This window comes from Dietzia sp. NPDC055343, assembly GCF_053645265.1.
In genome coordinates, this window is the sequence record NZ_JBSHMJ010000011.1 from 56,857 (window position 1) to 80,952 (window position 24,096).

Genomic DNA, 24,096 nt, shown 5'->3' on the forward strand with positions numbered 1-24,096 from the left:
GCTGGCGCTGCCGGTGGGCGGGTCTCCGGGTGGTGCTGTCGAAGGCGGGCAGGCGGGGTCAGGCAGGTTTGGGAATGGCGGCGATCTTGTTGAATACGGCGACGATGGCGGTGGCCCAGGGCCACGTTTCGGGGATTTTCACCCGTCGTCGCCGGCCGCTGCGGGCCAGTCGGGCCGCGACGTGCAGGAAGCGGTAGCGCAGCGCTTTGGGCTCGCACAAGGCCAGGACTGCTGCGTCGCCGGTGCAGGCGAGCATCCGGGTCCAGGCCACGAGATCTGCGGCGAGCATCACCGCCACCAGCCACGCCTGGTTGAGGGCGAACTCCCGGGAGGGAAGCCGGCCGAGCCCGGTGTCCTTGGCGTGGCGGATGCGGTCCTCGACCCGGGCGTGAGCCCGGTGTCTGGCCTCGAGGAACTGCAGCTGACCGGTGGCGGTGTTGGTGACGAATGCTTGGTAGCGCCACCCGTCGATCTCCTCGAACATCGACAACTGGGCGCCCGGGTGGGGCCGCTCGCGGCGGACGATGACCCGCATCCCCGCCGGCCACTTGGCGAGCATCCCGGGAGCGAGGAACCCGGTCAACTCGGCGACCTCGGCCCCGTCACGAATGTCGCCCGAGGGGTTGAGCGCTGGTCCCCACGCGACTTCGGGGCAGGTCGCGATTGCCCGACGTATCGGGGCGGTGATGGAGAACCCGACCGAGTACTCCACCCGTCGACCACGGACGCGGTTCTGCTCGGTGATCCACTCCAACAGGTCGTGGGAGGCGCCGGCGCCGTCGGAGCGGATCAGCAGATCACGCCGGTGAGCCGCGGGGATCTGCGCGATTGCCTGGCCCAGGACCTCGATGTGATCGGCGGCGGTGTTGGACCCGGCATTGCCCGGGCGCAGGCTCGCCGCGAGGAACTCGGTCGTGTTGTCGCACCACACCCCGATCGGGTGATAGCCGAAGGTGCGCTTATAGGTTGGCGCCGCGTGTTCCTTCTCGCTGTGGGTGACCACGATGGTGGCATCCACATCAGCCGCGACCGTCGATCCCAGATCCCGGCCCGCACACTTGGATGCGGGAACCCCACCGGGCAGGTGGGACCACACGTGCCGCCGCGTGCGGGCTCGCGCGACCTGGATTTTCTTGCGCTTGCCGGCGGTAACCTCATCGAGGGTGCGCCACACCGTCGGCGCCGAGGCCACTGGGCCCAGGGCCTCCGTTTGGTGGCGCAGGACGCCGATATCGGAGATGGATTCGCCACCATCGGCGAGCATCACCGCGACGTCGATCAACACCCGGCCACGGTCATGGATCGGGATGAACCGGCGGCGAGCCATCGCCCCCGACAGTTCGGTGGTCAGCCCCACCTGATCAGCCAGAAGGCGAGGCGCGATGGCCCCGGCGTGGGAGACCACCCCGACACCATCAGCAGTAACGGACAGACCAGACGACCACGACGTACGCTTCACCTACCGAGTGCTTTCTGTGTGGGGACATGGAACCTTCGACAAGTCCCAGTTTCCCCTGTTCAGGAAGCACTTCGGTCTATTTTCGCCCGGCAATCCTCAGATCCCCGTGAATCACCGGGGCTAGACGGAGCGACCGCGCGCCGCGGTGCACATTTCTCCACGATGCGACGGCGGCAAAGCCGACTCGGTCGTGGGCTCAGTGCCATGTCGGCCGCCCGGGGGCGGCAATAGCGTCGACCGTGGCAGTCGACGTGTGGAGGCGAGATGGCCGTGGAGATACTGACCGAGATCGCCGATGCGGTGGTCCGGCTCGAGACCGCGGTCGTGGGGCTGGGCCTCTCGCCGTGGCTCTTTCTCGTCGTCCTGGCCCTGGCCTGCATCGACGGGGTGTTCCCGCCGGTGCCGAGCGAGTCGGTGGTGATCGGCGTCGCGAGCCTCGCCGTGGCGGGTGAGGGCTCGGCGCTGCACCTGCTCCCGTTGGCGCTCGCGGCGGCCGCCGGCGCGTGGGCCGGCGACGCGCTCGCCCACACGATCGGATCACGGATCCCCCTCGATCGGCTGGCGGTGTTCCGCACCGCCACGGGCCGCGCGAGCCTGGACAAGGCCCGCCGCACCCTGGCCACCAGGGGGACGACCGTCATCCTGACCGGCCGGTTCGTGCCGGTGGCGAGGGTCGTCATCAACATGACCGCGGGGGCCGTCGCCTATCCCAGGTCGAGATTCCTCCCACTCGCCGGACTCGCCGCCGGCCTGTGGTCGGGGTACTCCGTCGCGATCGGGGTCGGAGCGGGCTATCTGTTCCGGGACTCCCCCGGCGTCGCCGTCGCCGTGGGGATCGTGGCCGGGCTCCTGCTCGGGCTCGCCACCGACAAGCTCCTCGCCCTCGTTGGCGCTCGCCAGAGGTCGACCGCCACCGATACCGATACCGACCAGAAGGAGGACCTCCCATGGACGTCTCCACCCTGCACGCCGCTTCCGAGGACTTCGCCGCACACCTCTCCGAGGTGACGCCCGGCGACATGGCGCAGCCCGTGCACGGCGGCGGCACCGTCTCCGGCCTCGTCCACTCGGTGCTGGACGAGACCGACGTGCTCTCGGCCGCCGCCGTGCGTGCCGCCACCGCGAATCCGCCGGAGATCGACCCCGTCAGTGAGGCCGAGGCCGCAATCGCCACGTTCGGCCACCTGCCCGAGAGCGGGTACCGGCGTGCCGCGGCCGTGCTGATCCTCGCCTTGTCCGAGGTGGACGCCTCCCGGTTCCGGTGCCGGTACCGCATCCACGTGTGCACCCTGGTGAGCGCCACCCATCGGCTGGCGGCGGCGCTCGGCCTCGTCGTCGAAGCAGATGACCAGCTCCTCCACGATGTGCGCGGCTGGGCGGACGATACCGCCACCCCGGCCGCACTCACCGACCTGTTCGACGACACCGTGGGCCTGCTCCGCTCCGGCACAGACGCCGCGTACTGATCCCACACCGTCAGACACAGAGCGCGTGACAGCGATCCCCGTTCCCGGGGATCGCTGTCACCGCTGTGTTCGCGACGCTAGTCGAGGTTCTCCTGAGCGAAGACCGTCATCGCATCCCGGACATAGTCCGCACAGTTGCGTCCCTCGACGGTGTAGGCCTCGCCGAACCTGGGGTCATCGACGTACATCTGGCCCAGTCCGATGAACGCGTCGGCGCCGGGAGCGGTACCGCCCCAGCCGGCACGCACCCACTCGAACTGACGACGAGCCAGCTCCTGGGTCTGCGGGCTCCGCACGTCGAGGCCTTCGGCGGAGGCTGCTGCGAACCCCTCGGCGAGCGAGGTCATCTCGTCCTGGTGGGCCTGCTTCGCCTCGGCGCTGAGCGAACGCCACCAGGCATCGCTGTTCGCGTAGGCGTCTCTGCCCCACCGTTGCTCGACCTCCTCCCTGTGCCGCGTATGGTCGAAACCGTTGAACATGGTGTCTGCCACGAGCTCTCCTCCTTCTTCGAGCATGGTTGCCGTTGCACGCACCGAATCCGCGATCGTGTCGAGCCGCTCGCGCTCCTGCTCCAGCTGTTCGACGTGCCGGCGCAAGGCGTCCGCGGCGTCCACGTCGCCGTCGAGAACTCGGCCGATGTCCTGCAGACTCATCCGCAGTTCCCTCAGCAGTTGGATCCGCTGCAGACGCAGCAGCCCCCGACGGTCGTAGAAGCGCCGCCCACCATGACCGATGCGTGAGGGCTCGAGCAGCCCTTCGGCCTGGTAGTGCCGCAGCGTCCGACTGGTCGCGCCGGAAACCTTGACGATTTCCTGCATCGACCACTCCTGGTCTCCTCGGGACCGCCGGGACCCAACCATTGTCCAACTCCTCGTGTCGTTCGATTTCCGGTGCGGAGCCGACTCTCCCGCTTGACGTCACGTCAAGCGCAACCCGTGACACCGGATTCCACCGAAAATTTTCGCGCCGCAGGGCTCATCGCGCCCCTCCGGTGCCCTAGCATGAAGGCATGTGTTCGATGACTCCCGCCACCACGGTGGCGGTCGCGGCCATGGTCCGCGACCGCACCCGAGGGCGCGTCTGCCACTCCGACGACTGCCGACGCCGTACGTCGCAGCCCGGTGAGCAGGTGCGCCACCTCCGAGTAGCCCATCCCGCCTCGGAGCGGCCCCCACCGTGTCACCGAACCGTCACACGCGTACGACGCTGTTCCCGAGACGCCCCTTCCAACCCGGAGCGCGCACATGTCCCGTTCTTCCCACGGTGGCCGTCATGAACTCGGCCAGAACTTCCTCCGTCATCGCCCGACGATCGACCACCTCGTCGCACTCACGGCCCGGACATCCGGCCCGATACTGGAGCTGGGCTCCGGCGACGGAGCCCTCACCCGGTCGCTGGCCCGACTGGACAGGGATTTCACCGCGATCGACCTCGACGAACGCCGTGTGTCCCGGCTGCGCCGTACGCTGCCGGGCGTGCGGATCGAGCACGCGGACGCACTGCGGCACCCGTTGACCGCCGACACGATCGTGTCGAACATCCCCTTCCACATCACCACGCCGATCCTTCGCCGCCTGCTCGGCTCACCCGCCTGGTCCGATGCGGTCCTGGTCACGCAGTGGGAGGTCGCCCGGAAGCGCGCCGGGGTGGGCGGCCGCAGCATGATGACCGCGCAGGCCGATCCCTGGTACGAGTTCACCCTCGATTCCAGGGTGTCGGCGCGGCATTTTCGACCGGTGCCGTCCGTCGACGGCGGGATCATCACGATCCGTCGACGTTCCCACCCGCTCGTGCCTCGCTCTCAGCGCCGCGAGTACGAGAAGTTCGTCAAGGCCGTGTTCACCGGGCGCGGCGTCGGACTGGCGCGGATTCTCCACCACGCCGCGCACGTCGACATGCGTACCGTCCGCCGGGCGCTGGATCGCGCAGGGGTCCGACCGCGGGACCTCCCCCGCGACCTCGACGCGAACCAGTGGGCGTCGGTGTGGCGGTCGGTGCGGCGCTAGAGCAGGCCCGAGAGCAGCCGGAAGGCGTTGTCCAGGTACTTCTCGTACCAGGGCCGGGCCCGCCACCTCTCCAGGTCGAGTTCGTCGGAGCGGGACGCGTAGTCCGCGAGGACCTCGTCGGTCGCGCGCACGACCTCCGGGTCGAGCACCATCAGCGTGACCTCGCCGTTCTGGCCGAACGAACGCATGTCCATGTTGGAGGAGCCGATGGCGAGGATGTCGCGGTCGACCAGCACGAACTTGGAGTGCAGCACGTCCGGCGCCGGGTAGCGCAGGATCCGCACCCCCGCCTCGAGCAGCTCCTCGAGATAGGACTGCTGGGCGTGGTGGATCATCACCTGATCCGCCTTCTGACAGATCATCAGCGTGACGTCGACGCCGCGTTTGACGGCGCTGGTGACCGAGTACAGCAGCGAATCGTCCGGCACGAAGTACGGCGTGCAGATCGCCACGCGGTCGACCGCCCGGTAGATCAGGTCGTTGAACAGGCGCAGGTTGTTCTCGTCGGGAAAGCCCGGCCCCGACGGCAGTACCTGCACCGGCGATCCCGTGAGCTCGTGCCGGGCCGGGTCGATCTCGGCGCGCACGACGTCGCGCAGGTCGTCGCTGGTCTCCATGTACCAGTCGGAGGCGAACACCAGGTCCAGCGAGGTGACCATCGGCCCGGTGCCCACGACGTTGAGTTCCACCCAGCGTCGGCCCATGCGGACCGCGGATCGCCGTCGGTAGTGCGGCTCGATGAGGTTGGTGCTGCCGGTCAGTGCCTGCCGACCGTCGACGACGAGGATCTTGCGGTGGTTACGCAGGTCAGGCCGCGACGGGCGCCAGCGGGTCACCCGCAGCGGCAGCGACGGCGAGAACTCGATGTCCGAGCCGGCCAGCCGCCGACGGAGTGCCCGGTATCCCCTGACCTGCGCCGTGCCGACGTGGTCGTAGAGGACCCGGACCGCGACGCCCCGCTCGGTGGCCCGGTCGAGGGCGTCCCACACCGGCCCGGCGTAGTCCGGGTCGTCGGAGACCATGTAGAAGAGCATGTGGACGTACGTCTCGGCGGAGTCGATGGCCTCGACCATCCACCGGAACGTCTCCTCGTAGTCCGAGATGAGCGTCAGGTCGTTGCCGAGGTGGACGGGGAACGCCCCCAGCCTGCGGTTCATGTCCACGGTCGCCCGAAGCCGCCGGCTGTGGGCCAGCACGAGGTCGCCGTCGTCGGTGCCGACCAGCAGTTCGGCCAGCTCCTCGTTGATCTCCCGCTGCAGTTCCTGCCGCCGCCTCGACAGCCGGTTGGTACCGAGCACCGCGAACAACGGTAGGGCGACCACCGGGACGAGGAAGACGCCGAGCAGCCACGCCATGGCGGTGCTCGGGCGACGCCCACCGGGGATCACGCCGATCGCGACCAGCCGGATCACGACCTCCACCACCAGGGCGGCGATCGCGACCCAGGCCGGGATCCAGCCGATGCTGTACCCGGTCAGAGGCCAGATCATCGTCCTGCTTCCTGCCCGCCGACCGGGCTCCGGGATGTGGAGCTCAGAAGTGTAGCGGTCAGAAGTACTGGGAGCCGCCGTCCACGCTGATGTGCTCGGCGGTGATGAATGCCGACTCGCCCGAGGCCAGGAAGGCCACGACGTTCGAGATCTCCTCCGGCTCCGCGTAGGTCTGTTCGAGGAACGTCGAGCCCATGAGATTGAGCGGCGGGTTGGACTCCCCCACCTTCTCGAGCTGGCCCACCATGTCGCCGCCACCCATCGGGGTCGCGACGCCGCCGGGATGGACGCTGTTGACGCGCACGTTGCGGGGGCCGAGTTCGGCGGCGAACGCGCGGGTCATCCCGACCAGCGCGTGCTTGGAGGCGGTGTAGTGGACCATGAACGGCTGGATCTTCTTGCCCGCGTACGAGCTGATCAGGATGATCGAGCCGCCGCCTGCCGCGATCACGTGGTGGGCGGTGGCCATCACCGTGTTCCACACGCCGGTCACGTTGATGTCGATGGTCGCGGCGAAGTCCTCCGGCGCGATCGCGTCCCACACCTGCGGGGTGCAGATCCCGGCGTTGGCCACGACCACGTCCAGGCGCCCGAGCTCGGCCACCGCGTCGTCGACGATCTTCTTCATCCCGTCCAGGTCTCGGACATCCCCGACGGACAGCAATGCCCGGCGGCCCCGCGCCTCGACCAGCCGGCGCGTCTCCTCGAGGTCCTCCGGCGTGGCCGGGTCGTAGGGCACGGCGGCGGGCAGCGGACCGGCCAGGTCCAGACCGATAATGTCCGCGCCCTCCGACGCCAGCCGGACGGCGTGCGCCCGGCCCTGCCCCCGCGCGACCCCGGTGATGAACGCGACCTTGCCCTCGAGCCTGCCTGCCATGACGGCCTCCCTGCCGCGGTGTGGACCCATGTATCCCTCGTCGCCACCCTAGGCCGATCGGGAGGCTCTAGAGTCGGAAGTCACACGGACCGGGAGGCGGACATGGCCAAGAAGAAGTGGAAAGACCTGACCGACGGGCAGCGGGCCGGGCTGATGGCGCTCGCCGCCGTCCAGGTCTCGCTGGCCGTCAGCGCGTGGGCCGACCTCGCCTCCCGGAACCCCTCGCAGGTGCGGGGCAGCAAGGGTCGTTGGGCCGCGGTGATCGCGATCAACTTCATCGGGCCGGCCCTGTATTTCACCCGGGGACGTCGGTGATCGTTCCCTCGAGGGCGATGATGACGACGACTACGACGACGCCGTCACCGACCATGCCGCACACCCGGAGACCGGCAGCGCTGTCGGCAGGCGCGCCCCTCGTCGTCGTCGCCTGATGCGGGTTCTCGTCACCGGCGGTGCACGGTCCGGAAAGTCCCGGCACGCCGCGCGCCTGCTCGAGGACCGGACGCGCCCAGGCCCGTCGCACGCAGACCCGCCGCACCAGGGCCCGCCGCACCCGGGCGCCCCTGGCCACACCCCCGCCCCGGTCACGTTCATCGCCCCCGGCCGTCCCGCCGACGAGCTCGACGACCCCGACTGGGCCGCCCGCGTCCGGCACCACCGCGCCCACCGACCCGCCGGGTGGCACACGCTCGAGACCGCGGACGTCGCCGCGGCGCTCCGCGAGACCCTCGGTCCTGTGCTGGTCGACTGCCTGGGCACCTGGCTGACCGGGTGTGTCGACCGGCTCGGGCTGTGGGACGCCCCCGTCGACGAGGCGCGCCTGGCCGTAGACGCTCAGGTCACGGAGCTGTGTGAGGCGCTGGCCGGCCGCGACGACGTGGTGCTGGTGACCAACGAGGTCGGTTCCGGCGTGGTGCCCGCCCACCGCGCCGGCGGCGTCTTCCGCGACCTGCTCGGCGCGCTCAACCAGTCCGTGGCCGCGCAGTGCCACGAGGTGCATCTGGTCGTGTGCGGGCGCGTGCTGGTGTTGTGACCGCCACCGGCCCCGCGGCCCCATAGGGTGGGAGGCTGACCGGCCCCGGCGGCCGGACACACCCCCACCTGAAGGCGGAAGGAACCCGTGAGCACCGACAAGGTCGCCGAAAGCACCGACGAACCCGCCGCGCCCACCCCACCGTCCCCGCTGGCCCGGGCGGGCGGACTGGTCGTGACGGCCGCGCGGCGACTGCCCGTCACCGCCGCATTCGTGGCGGCGCTCATCGTCACCGGCATCGTGTTCCAGGCCCTGTGGCGTCACGCCTACCGGGCCAGCTGGTTCGAGGGTGTGGCCTACGGCCTGCCCGCCCTGGAGGGCGGTCGGTGGTGGACGCTCGGCGCCGGGCCGTGGTTCGGACTCACGCCACTACAGCACGCGTCGCTGATCGTGCTGGTGGCGGTCGGCATCGGTGTGGGTGAATGGCGGCTCGGGCCGGTGCGTGCCCTGATCGCCGCGATCGGTGGGCAACTCATCGGGGTGCTGGGGGCGTTCGCGGTGATCGTCCCCGGCCACGCCGTGGGATGGGCCTGGGCCACCGAGCTCTCCCTGGTGCTGGACGTGGGCTGTTCGACCGCGGTGGTCTCGGTCCTGGCCGCCGCCACCGCCACCCTCGTCTCGCCGTGGCGACTGCGCGCCCGGGCCATCCTGTACGGATACGTGATCGTCTCGTTCCTGTTCGTCGGGAGCCTGGCGGACCTCACCCATCTCATCGCCTTCGCGGTGTTCTTGGCTGTAGGCGAGAAGTTCTTCTCGAGCGGCGAGCGCGGGCTGCGGCCCCGGACCCGCCGCGAGACCCGGCTGGTGGTCTCGGCGGGCATGTGGTTCATCGCGGCCGTCCACGTGGTGGTCTACTTCATCCCCTCCGACGGCCCCCTCGGCCCGACCGAGGCCGACGACGTGAGCCTGGCCAGCATGCTGCTGTCGGTCCTGGTCGCCGCCGTGACCGCCGAACTGCTGCGCCGCGGTTACCGGGCCGCCTGGGCCGTGGCGCTCGCGTACGCCGTGCTCACCACCCTGAGCACGTTCGTGATCACCGGGTTGGTCGTAGCCGCCGACTTCGAGTCCATCGGCGCCGTCACCCTCGGCACCGGCCTACTGTGGGCCGGCGAGGCGGTCCTGCTCATCGCCGGCCGCAACGCGTTCGGTGTCCACCTGCGCCGCCGCGTCACCGGATCCACCGTCCACCCCGACGACGTGGTCAACCGCGTCCGCGCCCTCATCCGCCGGTACGGCGGCAGCACCATGTCGTGGATGATCACGTGGCAGCCGATGAACTACTTCTTCGGCCCCGGCGGCGACGACTCCGCGGGCGTGGTCGGCTACCGCATGCACGTCGGGACGGTCATCGGCCTGGCCGACCCGGTCGCCGAACCAGCCGACCGTGCGCGGCTCCTGGCCGAGTTCGTCGATTTCGCCGAGTCCCAGGCCGCGGTCCCCTGCCTGTTCTCCGTCTCCGGCGACACCGCTGAGACCATGCGCGGGAAGGGCTGGCGGGCACTGCAGATCGCCGAGGACACCCTCATGGACCTGCCGGACCTGGAGTTCGCCGGCAAGAAGTGGCAGAAGATCCGCACCGCCATGAACAAGGCGCAGAAGAACGGCACCACCTATATCTCGGGTCTGCTGCGTGACCAGCCGGCGGAGATCCTGATGCAGGTGCGGGAAATCTCCGAGCAGTGGGTGGGCGAGAAGGAGCTACCCGAGATGGGCTTCACCCTCGGCACGGTCGAAGAGGCGCTCGACGACGACGTCCGCATCGCCCTCGCGGTGGACGCCGAGGGCGTGGTCCAGGCAGCGCTGTCGTGGCTGCCGGTCTACCGCGGCGGACCCTCCGGCGGCGCGCGCGGCTGGACCCTGGACCTCATGCGCAAGCGGAACGGGCCGGGCGCCAACAACATGGTCGAGTTCCTCATCGCGCGTTCGGCGCTGGAGTTTAAGGAGGAGGGTGCGGACTTCCTGTCACTGTCGGGCGCGCCGCTGGCGCACAGCGGGGACGACGACGACAACGCTGACATGGCAGTTCTCGACCGGGGACTCGACCTGCTCGGTCAGGCGCTCGAGCCCTACTACGGGTTCCGGTCGCTGCATCACTTCAAGGCCAAGTTCAATCCGCGGATCGACCCCGTCTACCTGTGCTTCCGCGACGAGGCGGACCTGCCGCGCATCGGGCTGGCCATCGGCCGGGCCTACCTGCCGGGGGCCACGACCCGTCAGCTCGCGGCCCTGGCCCGCTCCGGCTCCTCGGACACGATCGACGTCTGAGTCGGCGCCCGCGCCTCGCACCCTGGCTCGCGCCGACCGCCCGTCACCGCCCGTTACCGCCCCGCCGACCGCCCCCCTGCCCGCAGTTGCCAGACATGGATCTCCGGTTGCACGACGTCAGGTGCGATCCGAGCTGAAATTTCGCACACTATGTCCGGCAATCGCGGGGCGGTGTCTTGCAACCGATTGGCGGGCGGCACGTCGAGAGCCAAGCCGTCGAGTGAGTCTGCTCAATCCCGGACCACGGCGAGGACGGCGGCCCGGGCCGTATCGGCGGTGTCGGCGTCCAGTGCGAGCGTCGCGAACTCGCGACACTGCTCGAGCGTGACCTCGGCCAGCGCGGCGCCCACGAACGGCAGGGCCGCCGGCGCCACCGAGAGCGAACTGACGCCGAGGCCCAGCAGCACCATCGCCAGGTGGGGGTCGGCCGAGGCCTCGCCGCAGACGCCGACCGGCACGATCCGGCCGGTCCCTCCCGCGGCGGAGGCAGCTGCGGTCTCGACGACCCGGTGGATCAGCCGGAGCACGGCGGGCTGCCACGGGTCGTTCAGCGCGGCGAGCCCGGAGGACATGCGGTCGGCGGCCATCACGTACTGGGTGAGGTCGTTGGTGCCTATCGACAGGAAGTCGACGTGGGGCAGGAAGCGGTCCACGGCCACCGCCACCGCCGGCACCTCGACCATGATCCCGGGCGTCAGGCCTCGCTCCCGGCAGCGTTCACCGAAGTCGCGGGCCTCGTCGACGGTGGCGATCATCGGGGCCATGACCCACGGCGACTCCTGGGCGGCGCCCACCCGGCGGCCCGCCTCGGCGATGGCGTCGAGCTGCCGGTCGACCAGTCCGCGGTCGAGCAGGTCCACGCGTATCCCGCGCACCCCGAGGGCCGGGTTCTCCTCGTCCGGCATCCCGGTGAAGGCCAGCGGCTTGTCGGAGCCCGCATCCAGTGTCCGGGTCACGACCTTGGCGCCCGGGAACGCCCCGAGGACCCGGGCATAGAGCTCCGCCTGTTCCTCCACGCTCGGTTCGCTGGGCCGCGAGAGGAACGCCATCTCGGTGCGGAACAGTCCGATCCCGCCGGCCGGTCCCCGTGCCGCGTCCTCCGCGCCCTCCCCGTCCTTGACGTTGGCCAGCAGGTCCACCGGGTGGCCGTCGGCGAGGGCGGCGGGCCCGGTCCAGGCGGCCGCCTTGTCCCGCAGTTCCCGGTCCGCGGCGGCGGCCGCGGAGGCGGACTGCGGGTCGGGCTCCGCCTGGATGGTGCCGCTGCCGCCGTCGACCAGCACGGGGGTCCCGTCCTCGATCGCGGTGAGGCCGGACGCCCCGACCACGCACGGGATCCCCAGGTCGCGGGCGATGATCACGGTGTGCGAGGTGGGCCCGCCGAACTCGCACACGATCCCGAGCACCATCGCCGCGTCGAGCTCCGCCGTGTCGGCGGGGGCGAGGTCGTCGGCGAACAGGACGCCCGGTTGGTCGAAGGTCGGGATCCCCGGCTCGGGCAGGCCGCGCAGCTCCGCGATCACCCGTGCACAGATGTCCCGCAGATCGGTGATCCGCTCGGCCTGACGGCCGCCGACCCTGGTGAACATCTCCACGAAGGTCTCGGTGGCGGCGAGAGTGGCCTCCTCCACCCCGAGCCCCTTCTTCAGCCCCTTGCCCACGGCCTTGGCCCAGCCGCGGTCCCGGGCCAGCACGGCGTTGGCCGCGAGCACCTCGGCAGAGACCCCGGTGGCGGCCGTCGCCCGCGCGTCGAGCCGCGCGCTCACCGTGCCGGCGGCGTCGATGAAGCGCTGACGCTCCCGCTCGACCTGCTCGGCATCCGGCGCGGCGGCGGCGGTGGCGGTGGCGGCGGTGGCGGTGGCGGTTCCGTCCGCAGCCGCGCCGTCGCGGGTCGTGCCCGGGCTGACCAACTCAGCGCGCTGCACCCATCGGGCCACCCCGTAGGCGAGGCCCGGCACCCTCCCGTTTCCTCGGATCGTCGTTCCGGTCTGCGCGTCAAGGGCCATAGGGCTCTCCTTAGGAGATCGGGCACGGCTACCCACGTCGAATACTAGGATTGTGACGAGAGTAACTAAAACAACTTGACTTTCCAACCGAATCGGGCAAACATCAACACAAACGGTCACGAGTGGAGGGTGGAGCCCGATGTACGGGAGCGAGCGACGACGCCACATCGCCGAGTCCCTCGCCGCCACCGGCCGGGTCACCGTCGCCGAGCTCTCGACCCAGCTCGATGTGAGCGCCGAGACCGTTCGCCGCGACCTGTCCGCACTGGAGTCCGAGGGCCTGCTCGAGCGCACCCACGGCGGCGCCGTCCCCGCGGTCCCGGGCGGCCGCATGGAGCGCACGCTGGCCGCCCGCCGCGCCGAGAACGTGGACGCCAAGTCGGCGATCGGCCGGGCCGCCCTCCCACTGCTCCCGAGCGTGGGAGGGACGGTCCTGCTCGACGCCGGATCCACCGCCGCATGTCTCGTCGAGGCCATGTCCGGCAGCCCCGCCGAGGGACGCGGACTCACGCTCATCACCAACTCCGTACCGTTGGCCGACGCCATCCACCGCGCCGGGCGCGAGACCCTGCACCTGCTCGGCGGAACCGCCCGCGGCCTGACCGGTGCCTGCGTCGGCTCCCAGACCCTCCGGGCCCTCGACGCGATCCGCGTGGACGTGGCCTTCATCGGCACCAACGGCCTCGACGCGGAGCGGGGCCTGACCACACAGGACACCGAGGAGGCAGCGGTGAAGTCGGCAATCTGCCGGGCCGCCCGCCGCGTCGTCCTCCTCGCCGACTCGAGCAAGTTCGGCCGCGACTTCCTGGTCTCGTTCGCCGACCTCGACCGCATCGACATCCTGGTCACCGACACCCGTCCCACCGGCGCACTGGCCGCCGCGCTCGACACCCGCGGAATCGAGGTCCTGCTGCCATGATCGTCACGCTCACCATGAACCCGTCCGTCGACCGCACGGCCACGTTGCCGGCGCCGCTCCAGATCGGTGGGGTGAACCGCATCGCGGGGATCGACGACTCCCCCGGAGGCAAGGGCGTCAACGTGGCCCGGGTGGTGGCCGCCGGCGGCACCGCTGCGCGCGCGGTCTTCCCGGCCCCGGCCGAGGACCCGTTCATCGCGATGTGCGCCGCCGCCGAGGTCTCGACGACCGTCGTGCCGGCCGACGGGGCGGTGCGGGTCAATCTCACCGCCGTCGACCCCGAGGGCACCACCACCAAGATCAACGCCCCCGGCCCCGAGCTCGACGCGGCGACCCTCGACCGCGCCCGGACCACCGTCGCCGATCTCGCGCGGGAGGCCTCGTGGGTGGTGCTGTGCGGGTCGCTGCCGCGCGGCGTGCCGGACGACTTCTATGCGGGCCTGGTCATCGAACTCCGTGCGGCCGGCGTCCGCGTCGCCGTCGACACCTCCGACGCTCCGCTGGCGGCCCTCGCCGCGCGTTTCCCCGAGGCCGCCCCGGACCTGGTCAAACCCAACGGCGAGGAGCTCGGCCAGCTCGCCTGCGTGGACGGCGTCGAGCTGGAGCAGCGCGCCGCGGCGGGCGACCTCGCGCCGGTCGTGGGGGCCGCCCGCGCCCTGCGCGACAAGGGCGTTGGCGCGGCGCTGGTGACGTTGGGCGGTGCCGGCGCGGTCCTTGTCGACGACGACGAGGCCTGGTTCGCCCAGGCCCCCGCCGTGCGCGTTCGCTCGACCGTCGGTGCCGGCGACTCCTCGCTGGCCGGCTACCTGCTGGCCGAGGCCCGCGGGCTCGGACCGGAGGAGCGACTCGAGTGGGCGGTCTGCCACGGCAGCGTCGCCGCGTCGCTGCCCGGCACCGGGCTGCCGCTCGGCCTCGACCCCGCAACCCTCCGCGCGACGCTGCGCCGACTCGACTGAACGGCGCGTCCCGCCCGGCAGCCGGCGCACCCCCCACCGACCCGACAAGACCCCCCTCGCCCTACCAAGGACACGGAGTACGGCCATGAACAACCCGATCATCGAGACCGCCACCGTGCGGCTCGACGCGGATCTCGGCGGCAGCAAGGAGGAGGTCATCCGGTCGCTGGCCGGGGCCCTCGTCGATGCCGGCCGCGCCCATGACCTCGACACGATGGTCACCGACCTGCTGGCCCGCGAGGCCAAGGCCGCCACCGGGATGAAGGGCGGGATCGCGATCCCACACTGCAAGTCCGAGGCCGTGGATCAGCCCAGCCTCGGGTTCGCCCGGCTCGACCCCGCCGTGGACTTCGGTGCGAAGGACGGGCCCGCCGATCTGGTGTTCCTCATCGGTGCGCCGGCCGGCGGCGGGAAGGAGCACCTCAAACTGCTGGCCACCCTCGCCCGGAACCTCGTGCGCTCGGAGTTCGTGGCGGCGCTGCGGGCGGCGGCGACGCCGGAGGAGGCAGTCGATGTGATCCAGGGTGTGCTGACTCCGGCGGAGGAGTCCTCGTCGTCGTCATCGTCGTCACCGTCCCCCTCCGACCAGTCCGGTGCCGCCGCGGGTGCGGCAGGCGCGGCGGCCACGACAGGCGTAGCGACGGCGACCTCCGGCGGCTCGGGCGGCGACGGATCCACCACCCGGCTGGTCGCGGTGACCGCCTGCCCCACCGGCATCGCCCACACCTACATGGCCGCCGACTCGCTGGCCCAGGCGGCCACGGCGCGCGGCATCGACCTGCAGGTCGAGACCCAGGGATCCGCCGGTGCGACCCCGCTCGACCCGGCGGTGATCGAGGCCGCCGACGCCGTGGTGTTCGCCACCGACGTCGGCGTGCGCGACCGCGGCCGGTTCGCCGGCAAACCCGTGGTCGAGTACGGCGTGAAGAAGGCCATCGACGCGCCCGAGGAGGTGCTCGACGACGCCGTCGCCGCGGCCCGGAACCCGAACGCGCGTACCGTCACCGGCGACTCGGGCGGCTCCGGCGCCGAGGCCGGCGGTTCCGGCGCCGAGGCCGGCGGTTCCGGCGCGAACGAGCACTGGGCGCGCGGCCTGCAGCGGGCCGTGATGACCGGCGTGTCCTACATGATCCCGTTCGTCGCGGCCGGCGGCCTGCTCATGGCTCTCGGCTTCCTCTTCGGCGGTTACGACGTCGCCTATGTCTGGCAGTCGCTCGCCACCGATTTCTCGCTGACCGATCTGCCCGGGGAGATCTGGGCGCTCGACGGCGAGATCGTCACCGCGGGCACCGCCGGGGCCGAGGTGCTCTCGCGCACCGGGCTGAGCCTCTACATCGGTGCGGTGCTGTTCGCGATCGGGCAGGCCGCGATGGGCTTCATGATCGCCGTCCTGTCCGGCTACATCGCCTACGGGCTGGCCGACCGGCCCGGGCTCGCCCCCGGCTTCGTCGGCGGCGCGATCGCGGTGTCACTCGACGCCGGCTTCATCGGCGCGCTCATCACCGGCATCGTCGCCGGCTACCTCGTGCGCTGGATGACCTCGTGGAACGTGCCGCGCTGGCTGGCCGGGCTCATGCCCGTCGTCCTGATCCCGCTGCTGGGCTCGCTGGTGATCGGCCTGCTCATGTTTCTGTTGCTCGGACGCCCGCTCGCCGCCGTGTCCGAGGGGCTGGAGTCGTGGCTCAACGGCATGACCGGCTCGTCCATGATCGTGCTGGGCGTGGTGTTGGGCCTGATGATGTGCTTCGACCTCGGTGGGCCCGTCAACAAGGCGGCGTACACGTTCGCCACCGCCGGGCTGGCGATCGACAATGCCGCATCGCTCAAGATCATGGCCGCCGTGATGGCCGCGGGCATGGTCCCGCCGCTGGCGATGGCCCTGGCCACGGTCGTGCGCGCGCGGCTGTTCAGTGAGGCCGAGCGGGAGAACGGCCGGGCCGCGTTCCTGCTGGGCGCCAGCTTCATCACCGAGGGCGCGATCCCGTTCGCGGCCGCCGACCCGCTGCGGGTGATCCCGTCGATGATGGCCGGTGGCGCCGTCACCGGTGCGCTGATCATGGCGTTCTCGGTCGAGTCGTACGCGCCGCACGGCGGCATCTTCGTGCTGTTCGCGATCAACCCGGTGTGGGGCTACCTCGTCGCGATCCTCGCGGGCATGCTGGTCTCGTGCGCGGCCGTGGTGATCGCCAAGTCCGCCCGCCGCGAGCCGGCACCGGCTGTCGCCCCGGCCACCGTGGCCGCCTGACCTTTCCCTCCCGACCGGAACCCGGCTCGACCGAAACCCGGCCCGATCAGACCCCGAACCATCCCAGAGGAGACACCATGCCCAGTAAGTCCGTGATCGTCGGCTCCGCCGAGGGCCTGCACGCCCGCCCTGCCGGGATCATCGCCGAGGCCGCCGAGAAGTACGACGACGACATCGTCATCACCTTCGGCGACGAGGAGGCCGACGCCGACTCCGCGATGCTCATCATGGCGCTCGGCGCCGAGAAGGGCGCCGAGGTGACCGTGAGCGGCGACAACGCCGACGCGGTGGCCGAGATCGCCCGGCTCGTCGAGCAGGATCTCGACGCGGAGTAGCGGGAGGCCTCCGTTTCCCTCCGCCGCCTCCTCCGCCCGACCCCACCAGAGGCCCGGGTGGCCCCGGCAGACGACGGGTTGCCCGCCGGCGGTACGCACGTACGCTGAGCACTGTGCTGGACGTCCTGACCACTGCTGATGACGGGCCGGCGGTGCAGCCGGGCCGGCAGCCGGAGTCTGCGGCGCCTGCGGGTTCGGCTGCGACGGCGATCGCGACGATCATCGCGGCAGACGGGTCGGCGCCCCTGCCCGTCGGCACGTCGATGTTGGTCGAGTCCGGTGGCAGGATGCGGGGATCGCTCACCGGCGGGTGTGTTGAGGGCGCCGTGCTCGTGGCCTGTCAGGAGGCCCTCGAGACGGGGCGCTCCGCCGTCCACCGGTTCGGATACAGCGACGACGACGCCTTCGCGGTCGGTCTCATGTGCGGCGGCACGATCGACGTCCTGGTGCAGCCGCTCGACCCGCGCTTCGCGACGTCGGCTCCTGCGGCACCAACGCCGACCCCGGGCCAGGCCCTTGCCCCGGCCGAATCACCTGCCGCCTCGGCGACCGCTTCGCCCGCAGCAATGGTTGCCCGCGTTCCCGGACCGTCGCCCGCCCGCCTGCCCGGCGTCGCCGCTATCGACACCTGCGAGGACGACGCCGTCGCAGCGGCGCTGACCCCCCTCGTGCCGCGGACCGTGCTCGCCAACGCCACCCGCCAGGTCGCCGCGATGGTGCGGCGCGGGGACACCGGCCTCGTGCGGGTCGCGGCGGCCGGCGAGTCAGCGGAGCCGGTCGAGTTGTTCGTCGAGTCGCACCGCCCACCTGCGCACCTGGTGATCTGCGGCGCGAACGCCTTCGGTCAGGCGCTCGTCGAGGCCGCCCGTCCGCTGGGACACCGCCTCACGCTGTGTGACCCGCGGCCCGCTTTTGCCGACCCCGGCGCGTTCCCGGGCGCCGAGGTCGTCCGCGCCTGGCCCCACCGCTATCTCGCCGACGCCGCGGAGTCCGGCGACGTCGACTCACGCACCATCATCTGCGTGCTCACCCACGACCCGAAGATCGACATACCGACGCTCAGTCTGGCGCTGCAACTCGACGTGGCCTACGTCGGCGCCATGGGGTCGAGGCGCAGTGACCGCGACCGCCGGGCCGCGCTCCGCGATGCCGGGGTCGACGACGAGGCGCTGGCCCGGCTGCGCTCCCCCATCGGCCTGGGGCTGGGCGCCGTGACTCCCGCCGAGGTCGCGGTCTCGATCCTCGCGGAGGTCATCGCCGTCCGCGAGCGCCGGCCCCGGGTCACTTCACTGAGCGACGACGACGCGCCTCTGCATTCGCCGGAGAGCTGATCAGGGCCCGGGTCAGGGCGCCAGTCGCGTCAGATCGTCGGGGGTGTCCACGTCGGCGCCGTCATCGTGGTCCGAGCAGTCCACCAACCGGACGAGTTCGTGCTGCGTGCTGAGCAACCCGCGCGCCCCGACGTCGCCGTGCGCGGCGGCAGCCGCGTCGCCGGTCCAGCGGGCGTCGAACAGCACCGGGTGCCCGCGTCGCAGGCGCCCGCCGGGCTCGCGGTGGGCGGCCGCGGTGATGCCACCCGGGTGGTGTGCGTGAATCACCCGCTCGATGGCGGCGGCGCTGACTCCCGGCTGGTCGACCGGCATCACCAGCACGTCCACCCCGGCGCCGAGGGCCTCGAGACCACACCTGAGCGATGTGCCCATCCCCGCGGCCCAGTCCGGGTTCTCGATGCACCGCACGTCCCGGAGCGGGCCGAGCGCCTCCGCGACCTCGCGAGCGCCCGCCCCGGTCACCACGGTCACGCGGCCGCACCCGCCGGCGAGCATCGCGTCGGCGACGTGCTCGACCAGCGTCACGCCGCCGTGCTGCAACAGTGCCTTGGGTCCCCGGCCGAGGCGGCGGCCTTCACCGGCGGCGAGGAGAAGTCCCTCCAGCTGCTCACGCCGGGCCGGGCCCGGCTCGGGCTGGGAGCTCACGCCCGCAGGAACGCGTCCCCGAACGCGGGCAGCTCCCGCACCCGCACCCCGGTCGCGTGATAGGCGGCGTTCACGATCGACGCGGCCGCGCCGACGATCCCGATCTCGCCGATGCCGCGCGCGCCGAGGGGCCCGGCGTGGGGATCGGACTCGTCGAGCCACTCCACCTCGATCTCGGGGATGTCGGCGTTGACCGGCACGTGGTACTCGGCGAGGTCGTGGTTGACCACGTGGCCGAACCGCGGATCCATCTCGCCCTTCTCGTGCAACGCCATCCCCACACCCATCGTCATTCCGCCGATGAACTGCGAGCGCGCCGTACGGGGGTTGACGATGCGCCCGGCGGAGAAGACCCCGAGCATGCGATCGAGCCGGATCTCCCCGGTCAGCTCGTTGATGCTGACCTGCGCGAAGTGCGCGCCGAACGAGTGCATCGCGACCTCCTCCTCGGCGGGGTTCTCCCCCGCCTCGGCCTGCGACTCGGCCCCGGGCGCGGGGTCGGCGCCGTGCTCGCGACGGAACTTCTCGGCGGCCAGAAGGATCGCGGCGCCCCAGCTCGCCAGTCCGGTCGATCCGCCGGCGACGGTGGCGTTCGGTAGATCCGTGTCGCCGATCCCCAGATCGATCTGCTCGACCGGCACGCCCAGCCCGTCCGCCGCCACCTGGGCGAGCACGGTCCAGGTGCCGGTGCCGATGTCCGCGGCGCCGATGTCGACCCGGTAGCCGTCGTCGGTCCGGCGGATGCGCGCGATGGAGCCCGGCTGCCGCAGGGCCGGGTACGTGGCGGCCGCGACGCCCGTGCCGATCAGCCACCCGTTCTCCCGGCGGGACCGCGGCGCCGGGTCGCGGCCTGACCACCCGAAACGGTCGGCGCCCGAGCGCAGACAGTCGATCAGCCGTCGCTGGTTGAAGGGCAGCCCGGTGTCCGGGTGCCGGGCGGGCTCGTTGCGGACGCGCACCTCGATCGGGTCGAGGCCCGTGGCCACGGCGAGCTCGTCCATCGCGATCTCCAGGCCCACCATGCCGGCCGCCTCCCCCGGCGCGCGCATCCAGGACGGCACCGGGGCGTCGAGCGGGACCACCTTCTGCGTGAGCCGCCGGTGCTCGGCGGCGTACATCATCCGGACCGGCTTGATCGCCAGCTCCGGGAACTCCTTGGTGTGGGAGGACATGGACACGGCGTCGAACCCGATGGCGGTGAGCCGACCTTCGCGATCCGCCCCCAGCCGCACGTGCTGCGAGGTGGCGGGGCGGTGCCCCGTGAGGGCGAACATCTGCTGCCGGGAGACCGCATAGGCGACCCGACGCCCCGGGACGGCCCGGGCCGCGAGTGCGGTGAGCATGAGATCGGCGTGGGGCATCCCCTTGGATCCGAACCCGCCGCCCACATGAGGGTTGATGATGCGGATCTGCTCGCGGTCGAGGCCGAGGATCGGCGCGATCATGTCGCGGGCGGGGTGCGCACCCTGGGTCGAGAGCCAGAGCGTGAGCTCGTCGTCGTCCCATCGGGCGACGGTGGTGTGCGGCTCCATGGGGTTGTTGTGCTCCATGGGGGTGCCGTACACGGCGTCCACCACGATGTCCGCGTCCGCCAGTGCCGCGTCGACGTCCCCGAGGATGTACTCGGCCGAGTCCGGGTCCTCGGGGAGCCGGGCGGACGGGTGGTCACGCCGGAAGTCCGTGTCGTGTGGCTCGGTCTCGTAGGTCACCTCGACCAGGTCCGCGGCGCGCCGTGCCTGTTCGGGCGTGGTGGCGACGACCGCACCCAGGTACTGCCCCCGGAACCCGATCTCGGCGTCGCGGAGGATCGCGAGTTCCCGGTCGTCGGTCTCCGCCAGCGGCGGGGCGTTGTCCGGTGTGAGGACGTGGACGACCCCGTCCATCGCCTCGGCCGCGGACGTGTCCAGCACCAGGGCCCGGCCGCGCGCGATCGTCGCCTGGAGGGGAAAGAGGTACAGCGGGTCGGGCCCGGGGTGTTCGTAGGCGTAGCGGGCCCGGCCACGCACCTTGTCGGCGCCGTCGGACCGGACCCGGTCGGTGCCGATCGCGGAGGCGGGCAGGAGTTCGGCCATCGTCTACACCTCCGTGTCCGTGAGCTCGCCGAGCACGGTCATGATCGCCCCGCGCGTCATCGGCACCTTGAACTCGTTGCCCTCCAGCGGCGCGGCGGCCTCGAGCTCGGCGTCGGCCGCCCGGCGGAAGGTCTCCGGTGAGGGCCGTGCGCCGCGCAGCTCGGCCTCGGCGCGGCGTGCGCGCCACGGTTTGTGCGCGACCCCGCCGAGTGCGATCGACGCCTCGCGGATCACGGGCTCGGGCCCCGAGTCGTCGAGGTCGACCACCGCGGCCACGGAGGCCAGCGCGAACGCGTACGAGGCGCGATCGCGGATCTTGCGGTACGTCGACCGGCCCGCCGGCGGCGGCGGGAGCTCGACCGCGGAGATGAGGTCGCCGTGGCCCAGCACCGTGTCCTTGTCCGGCCGGTCGTCGGGCAGTCTGTGCAGGTCCGTCACGGGTATCCGGCGCTCCCCGTCGGAGGTGAGGACGACGACGACGGCGTCGAGTGCCGCGAGCGCTACCGCCATATCCGAGGGATGGGTGGCCACACAGGCCTCGGATGCGCCGAGTATCGCGTGATAGCGCACATATCCGCCGATCGCCGAGCAGCCCGACCCGGGCTCGCGCTTGTTGCAGGGCGTGGTGACGTCCTGGAAGTAGACGCAGCGCGTGCGCTGCAGGAGGTTCCCGCCCGTCGTGGCGGCGTTGCGCAGCTGGCCGGAGGCGCCGGAGAGCAGGGCGCGCGACAGCACCGGGTAGTCGTGGCGGATCCGTGGGTGGGCGGCCAGATCGCTGTTGCGGACCATGGCGCCCACGCGGACCCCGCCGTCGCCGGAGTCCTCGACCGCGTCCAGCTCCAGACGCCCGATGTCCACGACCGTGTCCGGCGCGGCGATCCCGAGCTTGAGGTGGTCGACGAGGTTGGTGCCGCCGGCGAGGAACACGGCCCCGGGTCGGTCGGCGACGGCGGCCACGGCGTGGCCGGGATCGGTGGCCCGTTCGTACTCGAATTGCTTCATCGGTCCTCCCGGGCGGCATCGCGTACGGCGGCCACGATGTTGACGTAGGCGCCGCACCGGCACAGGTTTCCGCTCATGCGTTCGCGGATCTCGTCGTCGTCGTCGGACAGGTCGACACGCGCCTCGAGGTTCTCGGTGACCACGCTGGGCGCGCCGTCGGCCGCCTCGCGGATCGCGCCCACCGCGGAGCAGACCTGGCCGGGCGTGCAGTATCCGCACTGGAAGGCGTCGCGGTCCAGGAAGGCGCGGTGCACCGGGGCGAGGTCGCCCTCGGCGGCGAGGCCGTCGGAGGTGGTGATCTCCGCGCCGTCCTGGCTCAGCACCAGCAGTAGGCAGGAGTTGAGCCGCCGACCGTCCACCAGGACCGTGCACGCTCCACACTGACCGTGGTCGCAGCCCTTCTTCGGGGAGAAGTTCTGCAGGTGGTCGCGGAGGGCGTCGAGCAGGGTGGTCCGGGGGTCCACGCTCAGCGAGTGTTCGTGGCCGTCGACCACCAGGTTCACAGATCGGTCCATGGGCCCTCCACACCTGTCACGGGGCCGACCCTGCGGGCGGCGCCTCGTCGTCGTCGTGTGGCGCCACCCTCCTCCCCCGGACAGGAACCCCGCAACCGGTCGGGCCGCGCCGCGGCCATACCCCACGCCAATCAAGCATTTGCTTGGTTAGCTGGCCGAACCTATGCTCGACGGAGACGGCACACCGCTGACGACGGACCGGCGCCGAGCTCCGGAACCGTCGCCGCACGAAGAGATGAGAGGTCGCGCGATGACCCAGTCGGTCGCCCCAGGTCGGGAAGCACTGTTCCAGCCGCTCGAGATCCGTTCCCTGCAGCTCGCCAACCGCCTGGCGATGTCGCCGATGACCCGCATGGGCTGCCCCGACGCACTGCCGGACGAGGTCAACCGCGCGTACTACGCCTCCCGCGCGGCCGGTGGGACCGGGCTCGTGGTCACGGAGGGCATCGGCGTGGACCACCCGACCTCGGTGGACCATTCCTGGATTCCGCGCCTGGACACGCCGGAGTCGGTCGAGGCCTGGCGACTGGTGACGGACGCGGTGCATGCGGCGGGCGGCAGCATCATCGCCCAGCTCTGGCACGTGGGGCCGCTCTGGGGAGCCAACGCCCGGTTCGACAAGCCGAACCGCGACCGCCTGATGGAGATGCGGCCGATGCGGCCGTCGGGACTGTGGGGCACCCCGGGCGTGACCACCTACTCCGAGCGCAGCGTCGCACGGTGGTCGCCGGAGATCGAGCCAATGACCGAGGCCGAGATCGCCGAGACGATCGAGGCGTACGCGCGGTCGGCGAAGCTGGCGATGGAGGCGGGCTTCGACGGCGTGACCCTCCACGGCGGCCACGGCTACCTGCCGGACGCGTTCGTCTGGGCCGACACCAACCGCCGCACCGACTCCTGGGGTGGCGATCTGGCCGCGCGCGTCCGCTACCCGGCGGCCGTGGTGGCGGCGGTCCGCGAGGCGATCGGCCCCGACGCGCCGCTGTTCTACCGCTTCTCCCAGCACACGCAGCAGGACTACACGGCCCGCAAGGCCGAGAACCCCGAGGAGCTGGGCATCTACCTGGGCGCGCTCGCGGAGGCCGGCGTGGATCTGTTCGACGCGTCGACGCGCCGGTTCAGCGATCCGGCGTTCCCCGACCTCGAGGGTGACGACGGCAAGGTCACCCTGGCCGGTTGGGCCCGCCGGCTCACGGGCAAGGCGTCCGGAGCCGTGGGCGGGGTGGGCATCGGCACCTCGCTACGCGAGCAGAAGTCCGGGGCCGAGGTCCGGGTGTCGGACAACGTGGATTCGGTCGTGGAGCTCATGAACCGCGGGGAGTTCGATCTCATCTCCGTGGGCCGCCTGCACCTGGCCGACCCGGCTCTCGCCGGGATCCTGCGCTCCGCCGGCCCCCTGCCCGAGTTCATCCGCGAGGAGCACGAGGCACCGCTGCGCGCGCCGCAGTCCTGATCCGGGGTCGGCCAGTCCGGGGCC

At 71.7% G+C, this 24,096-nt stretch carries 21 protein-coding genes; 12 read left to right on the forward strand and 9 right to left on the reverse strand.

Going from position 1 to position 24,096, the window contains the following annotated elements; genetic code table 11:
• Positions 1-58: 58 nt before the first annotated feature.
• A complete protein-coding gene (locus ACWIE7_RS07550) occupies positions 59-1,459 on the reverse strand; it encodes an IS1380 family transposase (protein ID WP_454068919.1) in 1,401 nt (466 codons plus the stop codon).
• 264 nt (positions 1,460-1,723) lie between these two features.
• Between ACWIE7_RS07550 and ACWIE7_RS07555 the strand changes: the two genes are divergently transcribed.
• Positions 1,724-2,467, forward strand: a complete 744-nt coding sequence (locus tag ACWIE7_RS07555; RefSeq protein ID WP_454068920.1) for a DedA family protein — start codon at positions 1,724-1,726, stop codon at positions 2,465-2,467.
• Positions 2,407-2,925, forward strand: coding sequence for a hypothetical protein (locus tag ACWIE7_RS07560; RefSeq protein ID WP_454068921.1), 519 nt, complete (start codon positions 2,407-2,409; stop codon positions 2,923-2,925). The genes ACWIE7_RS07555 and ACWIE7_RS07560 overlap by 61 nt, the downstream gene beginning before the upstream one ends.
• A 77-nt stretch (positions 2,926-3,002) precedes the next feature.
• On the opposite strand, the gene ACWIE7_RS07565 is transcribed toward ACWIE7_RS07560, so the two are convergent.
• Positions 3,003-3,743 (reverse strand): MerR family transcriptional regulator, encoded by a 741-nt coding sequence (locus ACWIE7_RS07565; RefSeq protein ID WP_454068922.1) that lies wholly within the window; start codon positions 3,741-3,743, stop codon positions 3,003-3,005.
• 426 nt (positions 3,744-4,169) lie between these two features.
• Here ACWIE7_RS07565 and erm point away from each other — a divergent pair, with 426 nt between their 5' ends.
• Complete coding sequence (gene erm / locus ACWIE7_RS07570) at positions 4,170-4,931, forward strand: 23S ribosomal RNA methyltransferase Erm (RefSeq protein ID WP_454068923.1); 762 nt, start codon at positions 4,170-4,172, stop codon at positions 4,929-4,931.
• Here the strand turns inward: erm and cls are convergent.
• Both cls and ACWIE7_RS07580 read right to left on the reverse strand, forming a co-directional pair.
• Positions 4,928-6,421, reverse strand: a complete 1,494-nt coding sequence (gene cls / locus ACWIE7_RS07575) for a cardiolipin synthase (RefSeq protein WP_454068924.1) — start codon at positions 6,419-6,421, stop codon at positions 4,928-4,930. The two genes, erm and cls, sit on opposite strands and share 4 nt — an antisense overlap.
• A 58-nt stretch (positions 6,422-6,479) precedes the next feature.
• On the reverse strand, positions 6,480-7,298 hold the full coding sequence (locus ACWIE7_RS07580; RefSeq protein ID WP_454068925.1) for a mycofactocin-coupled SDR family oxidoreductase: 819 nt from the start codon (positions 7,296-7,298) through the stop codon (positions 6,480-6,482).
• A 102-nt stretch (positions 7,299-7,400) separates the two neighbouring features.
• On the opposite strand from ACWIE7_RS07580, the gene ACWIE7_RS07585 reads away from it, so the two are divergent.
• The 3 genes from ACWIE7_RS07585 to ACWIE7_RS07595 all read left to right on the forward strand — a co-directional run bounded on the left by ACWIE7_RS07585 (position 7,401) and on the right by ACWIE7_RS07595 (position 10,596).
• Positions 7,401-7,613, forward strand: coding sequence for a PLDc N-terminal domain-containing protein (locus ACWIE7_RS07585; RefSeq protein ID WP_344996955.1), 213 nt, complete (start codon positions 7,401-7,403; stop codon positions 7,611-7,613).
• A 115-nt stretch (positions 7,614-7,728) separates the two neighbouring features.
• A complete protein-coding gene (locus ACWIE7_RS07590) occupies positions 7,729-8,331 on the forward strand; it encodes a bifunctional adenosylcobinamide kinase/adenosylcobinamide-phosphate guanylyltransferase (protein ID WP_454068926.1) in 603 nt (200 codons plus the stop codon).
• Between the two features lie 87 nt (positions 8,332-8,418).
• Complete coding sequence (locus tag ACWIE7_RS07595) at positions 8,419-10,596, forward strand: bifunctional lysylphosphatidylglycerol flippase/synthetase MprF (protein WP_454068927.1); 2,178 nt, start codon at positions 8,419-8,421, stop codon at positions 10,594-10,596.
• 230 nt (positions 10,597-10,826) lie between these two features.
• Here the strand turns inward: ACWIE7_RS07595 and ACWIE7_RS07600 are convergent, their stop codons facing one another.
• Positions 10,827-12,599: a putative PEP-binding protein gene (locus ACWIE7_RS07600; RefSeq protein WP_454068928.1), complete on the reverse strand. Its 1,773-nt coding sequence runs from the start codon at positions 12,597-12,599 to the stop codon at positions 10,827-10,829.
• A gap of 139 nt (positions 12,600-12,738) precedes the next feature.
• Here ACWIE7_RS07600 and ACWIE7_RS07605 point away from each other — a divergent pair, with 139 nt between their 5' ends.
• The 5 genes from ACWIE7_RS07605 to ACWIE7_RS07625 all read left to right on the forward strand — a co-directional run bounded on the left by ACWIE7_RS07605 (position 12,739) and on the right by ACWIE7_RS07625 (position 18,385).
• Entirely contained in the window at positions 12,739-13,518 is a 780-nt protein-coding gene (locus tag ACWIE7_RS07605; protein WP_454057264.1) for a DeoR/GlpR family DNA-binding transcription regulator, read from the forward strand.
• The gene (locus tag ACWIE7_RS07610; protein ID WP_454068929.1) at positions 13,515-14,474 is read left to right on the forward strand and encodes a 1-phosphofructokinase family hexose kinase; all 960 of its coding nucleotides are present in this window, start codon (positions 13,515-13,517) and stop codon (positions 14,472-14,474) included. Before ACWIE7_RS07605 ends, ACWIE7_RS07610 begins: the two co-directional genes overlap by 4 nt.
• 85 nt (positions 14,475-14,559) lie before the next feature.
• Entirely contained in the window at positions 14,560-16,719 is a 2,160-nt protein-coding gene (locus ACWIE7_RS07615) for a PTS fructose transporter subunit IIABC (protein ID WP_454068930.1), read from the forward strand.
• Between the two features lie 77 nt (positions 16,720-16,796).
• Entirely contained in the window at positions 16,797-17,054 is a 258-nt protein-coding gene (locus ACWIE7_RS07620) for an HPr family phosphocarrier protein (RefSeq protein WP_452098111.1), read from the forward strand.
• 113 nt (positions 17,055-17,167) lie between these two features.
• On the forward strand, positions 17,168-18,385 hold the full coding sequence (locus ACWIE7_RS07625; protein WP_452098112.1) for an XdhC family protein: 1,218 nt from the start codon (positions 17,168-17,170) through the stop codon (positions 18,383-18,385).
• 12 nt (positions 18,386-18,397) lie between these two features.
• Here the strand turns inward: ACWIE7_RS07625 and ACWIE7_RS07630 are convergent, their stop codons facing one another.
• Genes ACWIE7_RS07630 through ACWIE7_RS07645 form a run of 4 tightly spaced genes read right to left on the reverse strand, consistent with a single transcriptional unit; the run spans position 18,398 to position 22,619 of the window.
• A complete protein-coding gene (locus tag ACWIE7_RS07630) occupies positions 18,398-19,030 on the reverse strand; it encodes a nucleotidyltransferase family protein (protein ID WP_454068931.1) in 633 nt (210 codons plus the stop codon).
• A complete protein-coding gene (locus ACWIE7_RS07635) occupies positions 19,027-21,102 on the reverse strand; it encodes a xanthine dehydrogenase family protein molybdopterin-binding subunit (RefSeq protein WP_454068932.1) in 2,076 nt (691 codons plus the stop codon). The genes ACWIE7_RS07630 and ACWIE7_RS07635 overlap by 4 nt, the downstream gene beginning before the upstream one ends.
• 3 nt (positions 21,103-21,105) lie before the next feature.
• Positions 21,106-22,104, reverse strand: a complete 999-nt coding sequence (locus ACWIE7_RS07640) for an FAD binding domain-containing protein (protein WP_454068933.1) — start codon at positions 22,102-22,104, stop codon at positions 21,106-21,108.
• Positions 22,101-22,619, reverse strand: coding sequence for a (2Fe-2S)-binding protein (locus ACWIE7_RS07645; protein ID WP_454068934.1), 519 nt, complete (start codon positions 22,617-22,619; stop codon positions 22,101-22,103). Before ACWIE7_RS07645 ends, ACWIE7_RS07640 begins: the two co-directional genes overlap by 4 nt.
• 250 nt (positions 22,620-22,869) lie before the next feature.
• On the opposite strand from ACWIE7_RS07645, the gene ACWIE7_RS07650 reads away from it, so the two are divergent.
• Positions 22,870-24,072, forward strand: a complete 1,203-nt coding sequence (locus ACWIE7_RS07650) for an oxidoreductase (RefSeq protein ID WP_454068935.1) — start codon at positions 22,870-22,872, stop codon at positions 24,070-24,072.
• Positions 24,073-24,096 lie beyond the last annotated feature (24 nt).

Bases quoted from the DNA above. Each gene is read 5' to 3' on its own strand.
- ACWIE7_RS07555 (WP_454068920.1), top strand. From the start codon at position 1,724: ATGGCCGTGGAGATACTGACCGAGATCGCCGATGCGGTGGTCCGGCTC.
- ACWIE7_RS07560 (WP_454068921.1), top strand. From the start codon at position 2,407: ATGGACGTCTCCACCCTGCACGCCGCTTCCGAGGACTTCGCCGCACAC.
- ACWIE7_RS07565 (WP_454068922.1), bottom strand. From the start codon at position 3,743: ATGCAGGAAATCGTCAAGGTTTCCGGCGCGACCAGTCGGACGCTGCGG.
- erm (WP_454068923.1), top strand. From the start codon at position 4,170: ATGTCCCGTTCTTCCCACGGTGGCCGTCATGAACTCGGCCAGAACTTC.
- cls (WP_454068924.1), bottom strand. From the start codon at position 6,421: ATGATCTGGCCTCTGACCGGGTACAGCATCGGCTGGATCCCGGCCTGG.
- ACWIE7_RS07580 (WP_454068925.1), bottom strand. From the start codon at position 7,298: ATGGCAGGCAGGCTCGAGGGCAAGGTCGCGTTCATCACCGGGGTCGCG.
- ACWIE7_RS07585 (WP_344996955.1), top strand. From the start codon at position 7,401: ATGGCCAAGAAGAAGTGGAAAGACCTGACCGACGGGCAGCGGGCCGGG.
- ACWIE7_RS07590 (WP_454068926.1), top strand. From the start codon at position 7,729: ATGCGGGTTCTCGTCACCGGCGGTGCACGGTCCGGAAAGTCCCGGCAC.
- ACWIE7_RS07600 (WP_454068928.1), bottom strand. From the start codon at position 12,599: ATGGCCCTTGACGCGCAGACCGGAACGACGATCCGAGGAAACGGGAGG.
- ACWIE7_RS07605 (WP_454057264.1), top strand. From the start codon at position 12,739: ATGTACGGGAGCGAGCGACGACGCCACATCGCCGAGTCCCTCGCCGCC.
- ACWIE7_RS07610 (WP_454068929.1), top strand. From the start codon at position 13,515: ATGATCGTCACGCTCACCATGAACCCGTCCGTCGACCGCACGGCCACG.
- ACWIE7_RS07615 (WP_454068930.1), top strand. From the start codon at position 14,560: ATGAACAACCCGATCATCGAGACCGCCACCGTGCGGCTCGACGCGGAT.
- ACWIE7_RS07620 (WP_452098111.1), top strand. From the start codon at position 16,797: ATGCCCAGTAAGTCCGTGATCGTCGGCTCCGCCGAGGGCCTGCACGCC.
- ACWIE7_RS07635 (WP_454068932.1), bottom strand. From the start codon at position 21,102: ATGGCCGAACTCCTGCCCGCCTCCGCGATCGGCACCGACCGGGTCCGG.
- ACWIE7_RS07640 (WP_454068933.1), bottom strand. From the start codon at position 22,104: ATGAAGCAATTCGAGTACGAACGGGCCACCGATCCCGGCCACGCCGTG.
- ACWIE7_RS07645 (WP_454068934.1), bottom strand. From the start codon at position 22,619: ATGGACCGATCTGTGAACCTGGTGGTCGACGGCCACGAACACTCGCTG.
- ACWIE7_RS07650 (WP_454068935.1), top strand. From the start codon at position 22,870: ATGACCCAGTCGGTCGCCCCAGGTCGGGAAGCACTGTTCCAGCCGCTC.